Source organism: Halomonas almeriensis (assembly GCF_030409235.1).
Classification (GTDB): domain Bacteria; phylum Pseudomonadota; class Gammaproteobacteria; order Pseudomonadales; family Halomonadaceae; genus Halomonas; species Halomonas almeriensis.
Window position 1 is genome coordinate 260,634 of the sequence record NZ_JAUFPO010000009.1, and the last position, 15,112, is coordinate 275,745.

Consider the following 15,112-nt stretch of genomic DNA (forward strand, 5'->3'; position numbering starts at 1 on the left):
GATCGGGGGCTGTGGCCGGATTGAACGCAGAACGCCCGGCACAGAGCCGGGCGTCGAGGGGAAGTGTGAGACGAAGCATCCTTGTCAGGCGTCGTCTTTGCTGCGCGTGTTAACCGCCTTGCGGTCCGCCGCGTCCCTGGGAACGCATGGCGTCGCCCAGAGCCTTCATCTGCTCGTCGTCGAGATGTTCCGAGAGGGCGTCACGCTGGGTGGTGACCAGTGCCTTCCAGGCGTCGCGACGCGCCTGGGGGCTTTCAAATGCTTTGTCCTTCAGGGCTTTGGCGTCGGAACGGAACTGCTCGAGCTGCTGCTCGAGGGTGCCTCGGGTGTCGTCGGACAGCTCCCACTGTTCGAAGAGCGCCTGGATGCGCTCGTCGCGCGCGGCCCTCTGCTCGGCACGCTGTTCTTCACGCATTTCCTGCTTGGCCTTTTCGAGGGCGGCCTGGCCGTCTTCGCCGAGGATTTCCTCGACCTTCTCGCGGTGCTCCGTGCGCAGCTCCATCATCGCCTCACGGTAGTCCTGGCGGGCTTGCTGGAGCTCATCACGCGTCTGTTGATCGATGCCGGCCTGTTCGAAAAGCTGCTGCTTGACGTCCGAACGCTGGTCGGCGGAGGCACTGACGGCCAGTGACAAGGGGGCGATGAGTGAAGCCAGCAGGGCGGGCATCAGCAGCTTGCGTGTGAGTGACTGGGTCATGAAAAGGCTCCTTGTGTCCTTGAGTGACCCGTGCAGTATTCACTCATGAAGTGCAAGGTTGGTGTAGCCAGCGTGCAAAGAGCGTGTAGATAGCGCCCCGAGGTATGAACCACGATCCAGGGCTTCGAGGGCCACACTAGCTCCTCACCCCTCACTCTTCCGGCTGATACTTGTAACCTACGCCATAGACCGAGCGGATGATCTCGCGCTCCGGCCAGACATCGGCGATCTTGCGGCGCAGTTTCTTGATGTGGCTGTCCACGGTGCGCTCGGAAACAATGCGGTGGTCGCGGTACATATGGTCCATTAGCTGTTCGCGGGAGAGGATGCGCCCCGGCGAGTGCATCATCACTCTGAGCAACTGGAATTCGACCGCGGTCAGGCCCAGGTCCTGGCCATCCGCCAGGGCGACCCAGCCGTCATCGTCCAGGCTGAGGGGAACGCTGGGGGCGACATCCGCCTTGGCGGCACGGCTGCGGCGCAGCACGGCACGGGCGCGGGCGACCACTTCGCGGGGGCTGAAGGGCTTGCAGATATAGTCGTCGGCGCCAAGTTCCAGGCCCAGCAGGCGGTCGACTTCCTCGACCCGGGCGGTAAGCATGATGAGGGCGACGTGCGGCCAGCGCTGGCGAACCTCGCGGCTCAGTGTCAGGCCATCGGTGCCCGGCAGCATCAGGTCCAGCAAGATCAGTTCGGGGGGCTGGTCGCGCGCCTCGATCCACGGCAGGACCTCATCGCCGTGGTCGATATGATGCGTGGTATAACCGCTGCCCTCGAGGTAGTCGGCCACCAGGCGCGCGATCTTGGGCTCATCCTCCACGATCAGGACGTGGTCGGTGTCGAGGTGGCTCATCGGTCATCCCCTGTGTGCTGGTGTGGTGGCATGGCGGGAAACATCAGGGTCCAGCATAACCCGCCCAGTTCGGAGCTGCCCGGTGTCATTTCGGCGCCGTGGGCCCTGGCCAGGGCCATGGCGATGGAAAGACCCAGGCCGCTGCCACCGCTGGCGCGGTTGCGCGACCCTTCGACGCGGTACAGGCGTTCGGTGAGCCGTGGCAGGGCGTCGCTGGCGACGCCCGGGGCGCTATCTTCCCAGTACAAGCACCAGTGATCCCCCCGTCGTGTCAGGCTGACCCGGAGAGTGCCCGGTGCCTGGGTATAGGCGACGGTGTTGTCGAGTAGGTTGCTCCATAGCTGGCGCAGTCGCTGGTGGTCCCCGCGGATCCAGGCCGGCCCCTGGATGTCAGAGGTCAGACTGACGTCGCTGTCGTTCAGCCAGCCTTCGGCTTCATTCAGGCGGCCGGTCAGGCTGTCGGCCAGGTCGAGGGGCGCGAGCTGGACCTCCAGGGCGCCGGCATCGCTCTGTGACAACAGGCGCAGGTCGGCGACGAGACGCTCGAGCTGACCGACCTCCTGGCCCAGTGAGCCCAGGCTTTCCAGGTCCAGGGGGCGAATACCATCCTGCATGGCCTCGATCTCGCCGCGCAGCACGGCGAGCGGGGTCCGCAGTTCATGGGCAATGTCCGAGACCCAGCGGCTGCGCGCCTGGCGACTGGCTTCCAGCGTTTCGGCCAGGACATTGAAATCCCGGGCCAGCCGCGAGAGCTCATCGCTCCCCCGCTCGGTCAGTCGTGTGCTGTAGTCGCCGTCCGTCAGGCGGCGGGCCGCCAGCGTCATGCCGCCGGTGCGTCGGCCCACCCACCAGGAGAGCCCGCCGGCCAGCAAGAGGGACGCCAGCCCCAGGGCGGCCACGATGATGGCCAGGTTGCGGCGCTGCTGTGACAGGAAGATCCGGTCCATGCGTGCCATCAGTTGCTGAGGGGGGCGATACCCCAGGGTGCCGACCTGCTGCCCTTTGCTGCGGATCGGCAGCCAGCGCAGCTCGGCGGCTTCCTGGTCGTTATCGGGTGGCAGGCCGATCACCGGCAGGCCATTGGCGTCATGCAGCACGAAATCCTGCGGGTCCCCCAGCCGGCGTTCTATGCCCTCGGGCGGCGTCGCTTCGCCCGGCCATAGCTGGTGGCGCACCAGATGGCGCCAGGCGCGCGGCGATTGACGCAACCATTGCCAGTCACGTCGGCGCGCCCACTCGTCGGCCAGTCCTTCGGCGAGGGTTTCGGCACGGCGCGTCTGGGTACGGTCGAGGTATTCGATGAAGCCCTGGTCGAGACTGCGTGATACGCCGATGAAAACCAGACCGGCGATGGCGACATTGACCAACAGGATGATCACAAACAGCTTGATGCCGAGACGTGAAAAGGAAGGCTGGGAAAAAGGCATGGTCGAGGCTTCCGCAGGGACTGTCCATGAAGGCGAGCGCTCAGGATACCCTTCATGGCGGTGTCGCTTCGTGCAAGCCCGGTGAAAGTTGTCGGCCGGAGTTGGCTCAGGGACAGCTTTCGCCGATGATCAGCTCGGTGGGCAGCCGCTGATCCCCGGGAGGATCCAGCCCCAGGATCATGCGCGCGGCGATGCGGCCCTTCTCGACGCTGTCCTGCCGCACCGTGGTCAGACGCGGCGCCCGATACTGGCCTTCGGCGATACCGTCGAAACCGGTCAGGCGCAGGTCCTCGGGCACGCGCAGGCCGCGCTGTTCGGCCAGGGTCAGGGCCGTCAGCGCCAGGCGATCCGACATGCACAGCAGCAGATCGGGGCGCTCGTCATCCGGGAGGTCGAGAATCCGGGCGATGACCGGCGCGCAGACCTCATGGGTATTTTCCTCCACGTTCCATATCGGCACCGTGTCGGGGGCAATGCCATGCGCTTCCAGCGCCCGGTAGAAGCCGTCGAGGCGCTCACGAGTAATGGTCTGCTCGGCGGTCAGCCAGGTCAGGTCGTCGCTGAGGGGGCCGTTGCAGGGCTGCTCGGTGAGGCGCAGGGTGAGGATGCCGACCCGGCGGGGCCGCTTTGCCAGGGCATGGTTGGCGATGGCCTGGCTGGCCGGCTGGTTGTCGATGTGCACGGTCGGCTGTCCATCCAGATTGAAGTCCACCGCGATCCGCGGACGATTGGTGGGCAGGGTTTCAATCAGCGCCATGCTGGGCATCAGGCCGTAGATGATGAAGCCGTCGGCAATGCTCATCGAACCTGGCAACTGCCCGGGTGACTGGCGCCCGGAGAGCAGCAGCAGGGTGTGATGCTGCTCATCCAGCACCTCGGCGATGCCCGACAACAGCTCGCTGGCCACGGCGTCATTGAGGCTGTAGGTGAGGCTTTCGGCCAGAATCACGGCGATGATCTGCGAGCGACCGGTTCGCAGGCTGCGGGCCTTGGCATCGGGGCCGTTGTAGCCGAGCCGCTTGGCCTCGCTGAAGACGCGCTGGCGCAGCTGGGGCGACAACTGGTCGGGGCGATTGAACGCATTGGAGACTGTCGCCGTTGATACCCCCAGTGCGGCGGCCAGTTCCTTCAAAGTGATATGGCGTGACGGTGTTGACACGTTCGTTCCCAGGCTAATCAGCTGATCATCAAGGATACCCTGCCAGGGTTCTGCGGCATAGCGGGTTCCGGCCGAAACGGCGCGCGGACATGACATTTCATGATGTCAGCCACAGCCAGATGGCCTCTCCCGGCGCCAACGAAACGGGTTGACCGGGGTGACGGCCGGCATCCCGGGCACGGCCACGGCATTCATGAAGCTGCGCAGATAGATCTGATAGATGACGGCACCGCGCCACCAGTCGGGCTGGTCGGGTCGCAGCGTGGTGGATTCAGGCACGAAACTCTACAGCAGGTAGGGGCGTCAGACGAGCCCGGCTGCCGCCGGGCCCCTGTGGGTTTCACCAGGCACGACGTCCGATTCGCTCGAGCTGGCGCTGCATCTGCGCGACGGCCGCGGCGCCCTCCAGTTCACCGGAGAGCACGCGGTGAGTGGCGTTGAAGAACGCATTGGAAACGCGGGCATAGGCGTCGCCGGTCACCGTGGCGGGCCGAGTCACCCCGTGCGTCAGGGTCTCATAGAGGTCTCCCATGGAAGGATTGCGCTCGAGCACTTCCTCGTCTTCATAAAGCGACACGATGGTCGGATTCATGCCCATGGCCAGGGCATGGTCCTTCTGTTGTGCGCGTGCCGTGATGTAGGCCACCAGTTCGGTGGCCAGTTCGGGGTGTTCGGAATAGCGTGACACCGCGAAATTCCAGCCGCCCAGAGTGGACGCGGACTCGCCCTCCGGCCCATGGGGCAGGGGGGCCATGCCGATCTTGCCGGCGACCTCGCTGCCCTCGCCATTGGCCAGGGCCCAGACATAGGGCCAGTTGCGCAGGAAGAGCGCATTGCCGGACTGGAAGATGCCGCGGGTCTTCTCTTCGGTATGGTTCAGCGTGCCTTCGGGACTGATCGTGCCGATCCAGCCAGCAGCGCGGTCCAGGGCCGCGGCGGCCTGCGGGTTGTCGATGGTGACCTTGCCGTCACTGTCGATGATGGTGCCGCCGCCGTGACTGGCGACCCACTCCAGGGCATTGGTGGTCAGGCCTTCGTAGGCGCGCCCCTGAAAGGTGTAGCCCCAGAAGTCATCGTTGCCGGCTTCGCGTTCGGCGTCCTGGATGTCGGTGGCGATGCGGGTCAGCTCCTCCCAGGTCTCGGGAACCTCATGGCCATGCCGTTCCAGCAGGTCGGTGCGGTAGTACAGCATGCCGGCATCGGTGTACCAGGGCATGGCGACCAGACGACCGTCCACCGTGTTGTTGTCGATCAATTCAGGGAAAAAACCGTCGGTGGCATCGTCGGGCAGGTATCGTGAGAGATCGACAAGGTGCTCGGAGAGCATCCCGGGCCAGACGATATCGATCATCATGACGTCGACATCGCTGGACTGGCTGTTGAGCAGTTGCTGAAACAGCGAGAGCTTTTCGGTCGTGGCATTGGGGGTCGAGACCACCTTGACGTCGTGACCGGTCTTCTCGGCCCATTCCTCGGCGACGGTGGGACAGTAGTCAGCGGCATCCCCCGAGCCGCAGGCAATGGCGATCTCGGCCGCCAGGCTGGACTGGGCGCCAAGAGCGGCGCCGGCCAGTACCAGGGAGGTCAGCAGGGGGCGAGTCGTCTTTTGGATATCAGGGTTTGGCATTGTAATGGCTCCTGACGCTATCGCGGGTTGGTCCCGGCTCTGATCGCCAGTCGCGATCGTTCGAGCGAGGTCATGGCAGGGTCATGGGCGTGGCGCGGGCAGGCGGCCCTGAGCAGGACATGGTATTTCGAGTGGACGGGAGCCGGGGCCCCCGTCCCGAGGGTGGGATGCTCGCGGGCAGTAACCCGCTCAGGCGGCTTCGGAGCGCTGCGTCAGGCCCAGGGCCTTGTCGTCACCATCGAACAGGTGGATATGTTCGATTTCCGGGGCCAGGGCTACCTTGTGCCCGACCTGCCAGTCGCTCGGTGCCTCGGTACGATGCACCAGTAGGATGTCGCCGTCCTTCGGTTCGAGGTAGACATAGACTTCATTGCCGAGGTATTCGACATTGACAATCTCGAAGGCATTGTCGCCCTGGGCTTCTTCCAGGCGCATATGCTCGGGGCGCACGCCCAGGGTCAGTTGGCTGCCCCGGGTGGTGTTGCTGGCATCCTGGGGAAGCGACAGCTCGCCGACGCCCGTTACTTGGACGCGGCAGCCCTGGCCACTGGCCTCGACCAGTTCCGCCGGCATGAAATTCATTGTCGGCGAGCCGATGAAGCCTGCCACGAAGCGTGTCTCCGGGCGCTGATAGAGATCGTGAGGGCTACCGACCTGCTCGATGCGGCCGTCGCGCAGCACCACGATCTTGTCGGCCAGGGTCATGGCCTCGACCTGGTCGTGGGTCACGTAGATCATGGTCGAGCCCAGCCGGTGGTGCAGGCGGGCGATCTCGTTACGCATCTGTACGCGCAGCGAGGCATCCAGGTTGGAAAGCGGCTCGTCGAACAAAAGGATCTTCGGCTCGCGCGCCATGGCCCGCCCCATGGCGACACGCTGACGCTGGCCGCCCGAGAGTTCCTTGGGCTTGCGCTGCAGGAGTTCCTCGAGCTGCAGGATGCGCGCCGTGGCCATGACCCGGTCGTCGACGGTTTCCTTGGCCATCTTGGCCAGCTTGAGACCGAAGGCCATGTTTTCGTAGACCGTCATGTGCGGGTAAAGCGCATACGACTGGAAGACCATGCCGACGCCGCGCTCGCGCGGCGGGAGTTCATTCACCACGTCGTCACCGATCTGCATGGTGCCGTCGGAGATCGATTCGAGGCCGGCGATCAGCCGCAACAGGGTGGACTTGCCGCACCCCGAGGGGCCGACGAAGACCACGAATTCGCCATTGCCGATCGCCAGATCGACATCCTTGATGATATGGGTGCTGCCGAAGATCTTGTTGAGCTTCTCAAGGGTCACGCTTGCCATGTGACATCTCCTTGTCGGCGGTTTGTGCCGGCATCTTGGGTAGAGGAATCCAGGCTCATGAAGGCTGCTTGATAGGGCGGAAGGGTCACGACATCGCCTTCCCATTCGCAGTCGAAACCAAGGGTATCGATGAGTTGGCCGGACGTGGCCAGTCGGGTGCTCTGGGTGTCGCCTGTCAGGTTGAATAGGCACAGAATGCGGTCTGCGTCGCGCTCACGAATGAAGCCAAGCAGGGAGTCGCCGACCTCAAGCAGCGTCAGGTCGCCGTCATGCAGGGCCGGGTGCTGTCGCCGGAACGCCAGGAGCTGGCGGACGGCGTGCAGGGTCGAGGCCGGGTCATGCTCCTGGTCTTCCACCGACAGCACCAGGTGGCGGTCATCGACGGGAAGCCAGGGGTCGCTGGTGGAAAATCCACCCCGCTCGGTCTGGCGCCACGGGATGGGCGTGCGGCAGCCATCGCGGCCCTTGAATTCCGGCCACAGCACTTTGCCGTAAGGGTCCTGGATGCGCTCGTAGGGCACCTCGGCTTCCGGCAGGCCCAGCTCTTCGCCCTGATACAGGCAGACGCTGCCGCGCAGCGAGAACAGCATGGCCAGTGCCACCCTGGGGTAGGCGGCATGATCCTCGTTGGCTCCCCAGCGTGAAGCGCTGCGCTCGACGTCATGGTTCGACAGCGCCCAGCAGGGCCAGGCATCCGCCGACATCTTCTGGAAACGTTCGATGACTTTGCGAATGTAGCCCGGTGAATGCGGCTCATTGAGCAGGTCGAACGTATACGCCATGTGCAGCTTGTCGCCGCCATCGGTGTACTCTGCCATGCGCTCGAGCGGCGAGTCGTCGCCGATCTCGCCCACCGTGGTGGTCCCCGGATAGTTGTCCATCAGGGAACGCAGGTCGCGCAGGAAGTCGAGGTTCTCCGGGCGGCTGATGTCGTACTGATGCTTCTGCCAGGTGTAGGGGTTGCTGTCCGGTGCCCCCAGGGTCTTGGTGTCGCCCGCCGGTACCGGCGGGTTGTCGCGCAGTTGGGTGTCGTGGAAGTAGAAATTGACGGTATCCAGACGGAAGCCGTCGACCCCGAGGTCCAGCCAGAAGCGCATGTTGTCGAGCTGGGCCTGACGCACTTCCGGGTTGTGGAAGTTCAGGTCCGGCTGGCTGGACAGGAAGTTGTGCAGGTAATACTGGCGACGGCGCGAGTCGAAGGTCCAGGCCGGCCCGCCGAAGATTGACAGCCAGTTGTTGGGTGGCGTGCCGTCCGGCTTGGGGTCGGCCCACACGTACCAGTCGGCGCGGGCATTGTGGCGGTCCTGACGACTCTGCTGGAACCAGGGATGGCGATCCGAGGAGTGGCTGAGCACCTGGTCGATGATCACCTTCAGCCCCAGCTCGTGGGCCCGCTTGATCAGGGATGTGAAGTCTTCCAATGTACCGAACATTGGATCGACACCGCGGTAATCACTGATGTCGTAGCCGAAGTCCTTCATCGGGGAAGTAAAGAAGGGCGACAGCCAGATACCATCGACGCCCAGGCTGGCCACATAGTCCAGCCGGCTGGTGACGCCGGCCAGATCGCCGACGCCGTTACCGCTGGCATCCATGAAGCTGCGGGGGTAGATCTGGTAGATGACGCCGCCACGCCACCAGAAGGTGTTGTCTTGCATGTGAATTAAATCCTTGATCTTGAAAGGTATTGTCTCGTTCAGCCCTTGACGGCGCCAGCGGTGAGTCCCGACACGATGCGACGCTGGAAGATCATCACCAGGATGACCAGGGGCACGGTGACGGTCACCGAGGCCGCCATGATGGGGCCCCAGGGCAGTTCATGCTGGCTGCCGCCGGAGATCAGGGCGATGGCGACCGGCACCGTGCGCTGGTCATCGGTCAGGGTGAAGGTCAGGGCGAACAGGAATTCGTTCCAGGCGGCGATGAAGGCCAGCAGGCCGGTCGTCGCCATGGCCGGCCACATCAGTGGCAGGAAGACGCGGGTGATGGTGACCCAGGGAGTGGCGCCGTCCATGATGGCGGCTTCCTCGAGCTCTTGTGGTAGCTGGCGCATGAAAGTGGTCAGTACCCAGACCGTGAAGGGCAGGGTGAAGATGGTGTAACTCAACACCAGGCCGGCCGGGTTATTGTATAGGTTGAGGGTGCGGATGACCTCGAACAGGCCCGACAGCACGGCCACCTGCGGGAACATCGAGACCCCGAGGATGGTCAGCAGCACGGTGGTTCGTCCGCGGAAGCGCACGCGCCCCAAAGCATAGGCGGCGGTGATGCCCAGCAGCAGGGCGATGAACACCACCGACAGGGCGACGATGATCGAGTTCATGATGGCGCGCAGGAAGCTGCCCTGGCTGAGAATCTGCACATAATTGTTGAAGTTGACCGAGGATAGCCAGAAATCCACCTGGAAGAGATCACTGGACGGTTTAAGCGAGGTGATCACCGCGTAGTAGAACGGGAAGACGGCGTAGACCAGCACCACGGCGATCAGGGCATAAAGGCCGACGCGCTTGAGAAGTTTCATCAATTGATACTGGTTCATTGGCCGACTCCCAGTTGACGGCGACCCAGGTACAGATAGATGACCACGGCCAGGGCGATGATGAAGAACAGCATGGTCGAGGCGGCACTGCCGTAACCCACATCCTGGAACTCCACCAGTTGCTGGCGCGCATAGATGGACATTGTCATGGTGTTGGTCGAGTTGGACGTCAGCACGTAGATCACGTCGAACACGCGTAGGGCATCCAGCAGGCGGAAGATGACAGCGACCAGCAGGGTCGGTGTGATCAGCGGCAGGGTGACGCGGAAGAACACCTTGATGGGGGAGATGCCATCGACCTCGGCGGCCTCATAGCAATCCTTGGGCAGCATCTGTAGACCGGCGAGTACCAGCAGGGCCACAAATGGAATGGTCTTCCAGACGTCGACCATGATCACCGCCCACATGGACAGATTGGCATTGGCCGTCCAAGCTAGCGGCGTATCGATGAGGCCCAGACCCATCAGAATGTGGTTGATGATGCCGAACTGATCATTGAGCATCCAGGCCCACATCTTGGCCGAGACGATGGTCGGGATGGCCCAGGGAATCAGCACCGCCGCGCGAACCAGCATGCGGCCCTTGAATTCGGCATTGAGCAGCAGGGCGACGATGATGCCGAAGAAGACTTCCAGCGACACCGAGACGATACTGAAATAGAAGGTGTTCCACACCGACTGCCACCACACCGGATCGGTCAACAGGCCATACCAGGCACCGTCATCGTAGACCAGGTAGTTCTCGAAGCCGATCAGGGCGGCGCGTCCGGTATCCGATAGCGAGGCGTCGGTAAAACTGAAATAGAAGGTGCGAAGCAGCGGCCAGCCGGCTACCAGCACCAGGGTCACCAGCATGGGCGCCAGGAATATCCAGGCGGCACGCACACGCTGACGGCGAACCTTGGTGCTGCGAAACCCGGTAGTGGAAGCAGCGCCCCCCTCGCGGGGGGCGCCTTGAGTGGCGGATTGGGTCATGAAAAGCCTCCTGGCTTACCAGCGGCGACGCTTGATACGCGACAGTTCGCTCTCCAGCTCGGACACGGCTTCCGCACCGCTCTGGTTGCCGGAGAGCACATCGTGCACGGCGTTAAAGAAGCTGTTGCTGACGCGGTTGTACTTGTCGCCGGTGGGTGCCGACGGGCGAGCGACCGCATTGGTGAAGGCTGGATACAGGGTCTTGAAGAAGGGCACGGCCTCGATGACTTCCTCGTCCTGATACAGGGCGTCGATGGTCGGGTTGTAGGAGGCTTCGACGGCGCGGCGCTTCTGCTCCTGCTCGGAGGTCAGGTAGGCCACCAGATCCGCGGCCAGCTCCGGGTTCTCGGAGTAGCGTGATACGGCCAGGTTCCAGCCGCCCAGGGTGGCTGCGCTGTCCTCGCCCTCGGCGCTGGGCAGGGCCACCACGCCGACCTTGTTGCGCACTTCACTGTCTTCGCTCTGCGCCAGTGACCAAGCATAAGGCCAGTTACGCATGAAGACCGCATCTCCGGACTGGAAGATGCCGCGGGCTTCTTCCTCGGTGTAGTTCAGGACACCTTCCGGCGAGATGTCGCCGATCCAGGTCGCCGCCAGGTCGAGCACATCGGCAGCCTGCTGGTTGTCGATGGTGATCTCGCCTTCACTGTCGATCAGCGTGCCACCACCGCTACTGGCCACCCACTCCAGGGCGTTGCAGGTCAGGCCCTCATAGGCGCGACCCTGGAAGACATAGCCCCACATGTCCTCATTGCCGGCTTCACGCTCGGCCTTCTTGATGCGGCGCGCGGTCTCGGTGAGCTGCTGCCAGGTCTCCGGCGGCTCGGCGTCGTATTTTTCCAGAAGGTCCTTGCGGTAGTAGAGCACGCCGGCATCGGTGAACCAGGGCATGGCGACCAGTCGGCCATCCACAGTGTTGTTCTGAACGATGGCCTCGAAGTGGCCCTCGGCGGCATCGTCTCCCATTTGTTCCTTGAGGTCGACCAGGTGATTGGCCAGCAGGCCGGGCCAGATGACGTCGACCTGCATAACGTCGATATCACTCGATTGGGCCGAGAGGAGCTGCTGGTAGAACGACAGGCGCTCGGTGGAGGAGTTTGGCGTTGAAACGATATTCACCGAGTGGCCCGTCTTTTCCTCCCAGGCGTTGACGCCCTCCTCACAGAGTTGCAACTCGGCACCCACGGCACCACAGGAGATGGTTAGCTCTTCGGCATGGGCCTGCTGGGCGGCCAGGCCGGCGAGCGCGATCGCGGTAATCCATTTGCTGTTCATAATGCTCCTCAGGCGAAGTTCTTGTTGTGTAACTCGACGTTCAGGCTGGCGTCGACATGATGTGACAGTGGTTGCGGTCTTGTCGTGAACGACCTTGTCTTAAACGATTAAGACATGGTGTTAGTTAAGCCATGATGTGGTCGACTCGCAACCTCAACTTTTGTCGTAGGGGTGTGCGAGTCTGGGCACCCGCTTGATACGGCAGTACGACTGGGATGGAAGTGGCCGGCGAGCTCGTTCACGTAGTGTTGTATGGTGGCGAAGGGATTAGACCTAGGTGGTATTTAAAAATTGTTGATGACGGATTAGTTTCTGAATCGATTAAGTTCGGTCTGACGCTGCCATGTCGTTTATGCAATTTGGCACCAGCGCCGCCGGCTGGTCTCTCCCCGTGACAACAACAAAGGCTGAAAGCAATGACATCTGCGAACCAACGCCTAAGGAAGTCTCCCCTGGTCCTGGCCGTCGCGGCCGCTGCCATGACCGCCAGCTCACTGTCGTATGCACAGTCGACCAGCGACCTTGAAGCTCGCCTGGCCGAGCTGGAACAGCGCATCGTGGCTGCCGAGCAGCGTGCCGCGGCGGCCGAAAAGCGTGCCGATCGGGCCGAACAGGAAATGGCCCAGGAGTCGGCTGGTGTCGAGCAGCAGGATATCGAGTCGCGCCTGGCCAAGGTCGAGCGTCAGGCGAGTGGCGAAGAAGGCTTCTCTTTCAACGTCTATGCACGCTCCGGCCTGCTGATCGGCGAGGACGGCAGAAGCTCGGAAGGTGGCCCCTATGTGACCCCGGCCGGAAGCCAGGGAGGGGCCGTGGGCCGACTGGGTAACGAGCCGGATACCTATGCCGAGGCGGTCTTCAATTACAAGATGCGCTTCGACAATGGTGCCAAGGCCAAGTACACCACCATGATCGCCGACGGCGTGAACACCAGTAACGACTGGACGTCCGGCGAGTCGAACCTCAACGTGCGTCAGGTCTACACCGAGTTCAGTGACCTGCCGAGCTTCACCGGTGCCTTCGAGGATGCCAAGATCTGGGCGGGCAAGCGCTTCGATCGCGACAACTTCGACATTCACTGGCTCGACAGCGACTTCGTCTTCCTGGCCGGTACCGGTGGCGGTATCTACGACATGCAACTGGCCGACAACTGGAAGTCGAACTTGTCCGTCTATGGCCGCAGCTATACCGACTTCCCGGTGGACAGCATGAATCCGGCGGCGGAAGAGACCGACAGCACCGACAGCCTCATCCTGACCTCCAACAACTACTTCGGTAACTTTCAATGGATGGTCAGCGGCATCAATGCCACTGACAATGATGAACGCCAGACCGCGGGCTCTCTGGACGCTGCCGATAATGGCGTGCACACCATGTTGGCCTATCATGGCGATGACTTCTTCGGCCTCAATGACGGCAATTTCAAGGCGGCCGTGATCCATGGTCAGGGCCTGGGTGCCGCTACCAAGACCATCGGCAGCAACGGCAACCTGACCGAGGATGCCACTGCCACCCGCATCGGTCTGTATGGAACCACCTACATGGCGCCCAAGTGGCGTGTCGCGCCGGCCATCCTGGCCGAGACCAGCGAGGACCGTTATGTCCAGGGCGACCAGTATGACTGGGCGACCTTCAACGTCCGCCTGGCCAACGAGCTGACCGAAAACTTCGAGATGCAGTACGAAGGCAGCTACCAGTGGATGGACATCTCGCCGGAAGGCTATGGCGGCAACAACGCTGTCGAGGGTGACTACACCAAGCTGACCATCGCGCCGACCTTCAAGCCCCAGGTGGGCGGCTTCTGGCAGCGTCCCGAGATCCGTGTCTTCGCCTCCTGGAGCGACTGGGATGAAGAGCTGAACGACTACAGTGCCGGTGACTCCTTTGGTAAGCCCGGTTTCACCGGTGACGACTGGTCCTTCGGCGTACAGACCGAAGTCTGGTTCTAAGGCATGCCTTGATGCCGGGTATTAGATCATGACCTTCCCTGGCTAGAGATCTTGAGCTGTTGTGATGCATTGCCCGCGCCCTGCGCGGGCTTTTTTTAGTTGTCTGCCTGGTGCGTCACCAGAAACAGGATCAACGGCGACGAGATCAGAGAGAATAAAGCCGCTGACCACGGCCACCGGAACACAGGCGATGCCACCATGTTGCTGGGTGAGCCCTAGAGAGCGGGAGGGTGAAATGGGGTTCCAACGTCAGCAGAAATAGGATCAACGGTGGCGAGAGCAGAGAGAGAATAAAGCCGCTGACCACGGCCACCGGAACACAGGCGATGCCACCATGCTGCTGGGTGAGCCCTAGAGAGCGGGAGGGTTAAGTGGAGTTACAACGTCAGCAGAAACAGGATCAACGGTGGCGAAAGCAGAGAGAGAATAAAGCCGCTGACCACGGCCACCGGAACACAGGCGATGCCACCATGTTGCTGGATCACCGGGAGGGTGAAATCCATGGACGTGGCCCCGCCGTAGCCGATGGCCAGCGCCGGGTGCCGTTTGATGACCAGCGGGATCAGCACGAAGGCCAGCAATTCGCGAAGCAGGTCATTGAGAAAAGCGATGCCGCCCAGAAGCGGTCCCAGCTGGTCACCGATCAGGATCCCGGACAGCGAATACCAGCCGAAGCCGGCGGCCATGGCCAGGCCCTCGTTCCATGGCAAGTCGAGCAGGGGCGCGGCCAGCAGCCCGCCGATCAGCGAGCTGGCGGCCAGCACGCTGGCGATGGCCAGGCCGAAGCGGTTGAGCAGGATCTGCTTGAGGGGCATGCCGGAATTGCGCAGCTGGCAACCGATCAAGGCCAGCAGCAGATACAGCACCCACTCGGACAGAGTCTCGGCCGCGTCGAACAGCGGCAAACCCAGCGGCCCGCTGGCCAGAAGGCCGAGGATGACGCCGCCCAGCACGGCCCCGATCAGCGACATAGAGCCGGCCATGGCGGCCAGCTTGCTGGTCGGCGCATCAGCCACTGAGGTCGAGGCCGCGACTTCAAGGCGCAGCCGGCGCGACAGCCAGGTCAGGGCCGCCAGGTTGCAGGCGGAGATCACCACGCACAGCAACAGTGACTGCCCGCCCAGCTGCGACAGCTTGCCTCCCAGATCTTCGAGGCCCGCCAGGCTGATGCCCATCAACAGCAGGATGATGTAGATGGAGGCGCTGACCCCACGGTTGATGGCGGCAAGAAAACGAGGGTGGCGAACCCTCACCAGGTAGCCCAGTACCAGTGGCAAGAGGACGATCAACAGGCTGCTCAACATCGCGATATTCCTTCC

Annotated in this window: 13 protein-coding genes; 1 reads left to right on the forward strand and 12 read right to left on the reverse strand. The window is 63.0% G+C overall.

Translation table 11 applies throughout. From position 1 onward, the window contains the following. Nucleotides 1–109: 109 nt before the first annotated feature. From QWY74_RS08030 to QWY74_RS08080, 11 genes are all read right to left on the reverse strand, one after another. The gene (locus QWY74_RS08030; protein WP_264824187.1) at nt 110–697 is read right to left on the reverse strand and encodes a hypothetical protein; all 588 of its coding nucleotides are present in this window, start codon (nt 695–697) and stop codon (nt 110–112) included. A 151-nt stretch (nt 698–848) separates the two neighbouring features. Then, nucleotides 849–1,550, reverse strand: a complete 702-nt coding sequence (locus tag QWY74_RS08035; RefSeq protein WP_264824186.1) for a response regulator — start codon at nt 1,548–1,550, stop codon at nt 849–851. After that, the gene (locus tag QWY74_RS08040) at nt 1,547–2,977 is read right to left on the reverse strand and encodes an ATP-binding protein (RefSeq protein ID WP_264824185.1); all 1,431 of its coding nucleotides are present in this window, start codon (nt 2,975–2,977) and stop codon (nt 1,547–1,549) included. The genes QWY74_RS08035 and QWY74_RS08040 overlap by 4 nt, the downstream gene beginning before the upstream one ends. A 106-nt stretch (nt 2,978–3,083) precedes the next feature. Next, nucleotides 3,084–4,136 carry a LacI family DNA-binding transcriptional regulator gene (locus QWY74_RS08045; protein WP_290314105.1) on the reverse strand — a complete coding sequence of 351 codons (1,053 nt, stop codon included), beginning with the start codon at nt 4,134–4,136 and terminating at the stop codon, nt 3,084–3,086. Between the two features lie 105 nt (nt 4,137–4,241). After that, the gene (locus QWY74_RS08050) at nt 4,242–4,415 is read right to left on the reverse strand and encodes a hypothetical protein (RefSeq protein WP_264824183.1); all 174 of its coding nucleotides are present in this window, start codon (nt 4,413–4,415) and stop codon (nt 4,242–4,244) included. Between the two features lie 61 nt (nt 4,416–4,476). Continuing rightward, nucleotides 4,477–5,763 carry an ABC transporter substrate-binding protein gene (locus QWY74_RS08055; protein WP_264824182.1) on the reverse strand — a complete coding sequence of 429 codons (1,287 nt, stop codon included), beginning with the start codon at nt 5,761–5,763 and terminating at the stop codon, nt 4,477–4,479. Between the two features lie 189 nt (nt 5,764–5,952). Beyond that, on the reverse strand, nt 5,953–7,059 hold the full coding sequence (locus QWY74_RS08060) for an ABC transporter ATP-binding protein (protein ID WP_264824181.1): 1,107 nt from the start codon (nt 7,057–7,059) through the stop codon (nt 5,953–5,955). Beyond that, the gene (locus tag QWY74_RS08065; RefSeq protein WP_264824180.1) at nt 7,047–8,717 is read right to left on the reverse strand and encodes an alpha-glucosidase; all 1,671 of its coding nucleotides are present in this window, start codon (nt 8,715–8,717) and stop codon (nt 7,047–7,049) included. The genes QWY74_RS08060 and QWY74_RS08065 overlap by 13 nt, the downstream gene beginning before the upstream one ends. Before the next feature lie 38 nt (nt 8,718–8,755). Then, nucleotides 8,756–9,598, reverse strand: a complete 843-nt coding sequence (locus QWY74_RS08070; RefSeq protein ID WP_264824179.1) for a carbohydrate ABC transporter permease — start codon at nt 9,596–9,598, stop codon at nt 8,756–8,758. Next, complete coding sequence (locus tag QWY74_RS08075; protein ID WP_264824178.1) at nt 9,595–10,572, reverse strand: carbohydrate ABC transporter permease; 978 nt, start codon at nt 10,570–10,572, stop codon at nt 9,595–9,597. The genes QWY74_RS08070 and QWY74_RS08075 overlap by 4 nt, the downstream gene beginning before the upstream one ends. A gap of 15 nt (nt 10,573–10,587) precedes the next feature. Continuing rightward, nucleotides 10,588–11,847, reverse strand: a complete 1,260-nt coding sequence (locus QWY74_RS08080) for an ABC transporter substrate-binding protein (RefSeq protein ID WP_264824177.1) — start codon at nt 11,845–11,847, stop codon at nt 10,588–10,590. A 416-nt stretch (nt 11,848–12,263) separates the two neighbouring features. On the opposite strand from QWY74_RS08080, the gene QWY74_RS08085 reads away from it, so the two are divergent. Next, nucleotides 12,264–13,793, forward strand: coding sequence for a carbohydrate porin (locus tag QWY74_RS08085; RefSeq protein ID WP_264824176.1), 1,530 nt, complete (start codon nt 12,264–12,266; stop codon nt 13,791–13,793). A gap of 377 nt (nt 13,794–14,170) precedes the next feature. On the opposite strand, the gene QWY74_RS08090 is transcribed toward QWY74_RS08085, so the two are convergent. Further along, nucleotides 14,171–15,097 carry a LysO family transporter gene (locus QWY74_RS08090; RefSeq protein WP_264824175.1) on the reverse strand — a complete coding sequence of 309 codons (927 nt, stop codon included), beginning with the start codon at nt 15,095–15,097 and terminating at the stop codon, nt 14,171–14,173. Nucleotides 15,098–15,112: the final 15 nt, after the last annotated feature.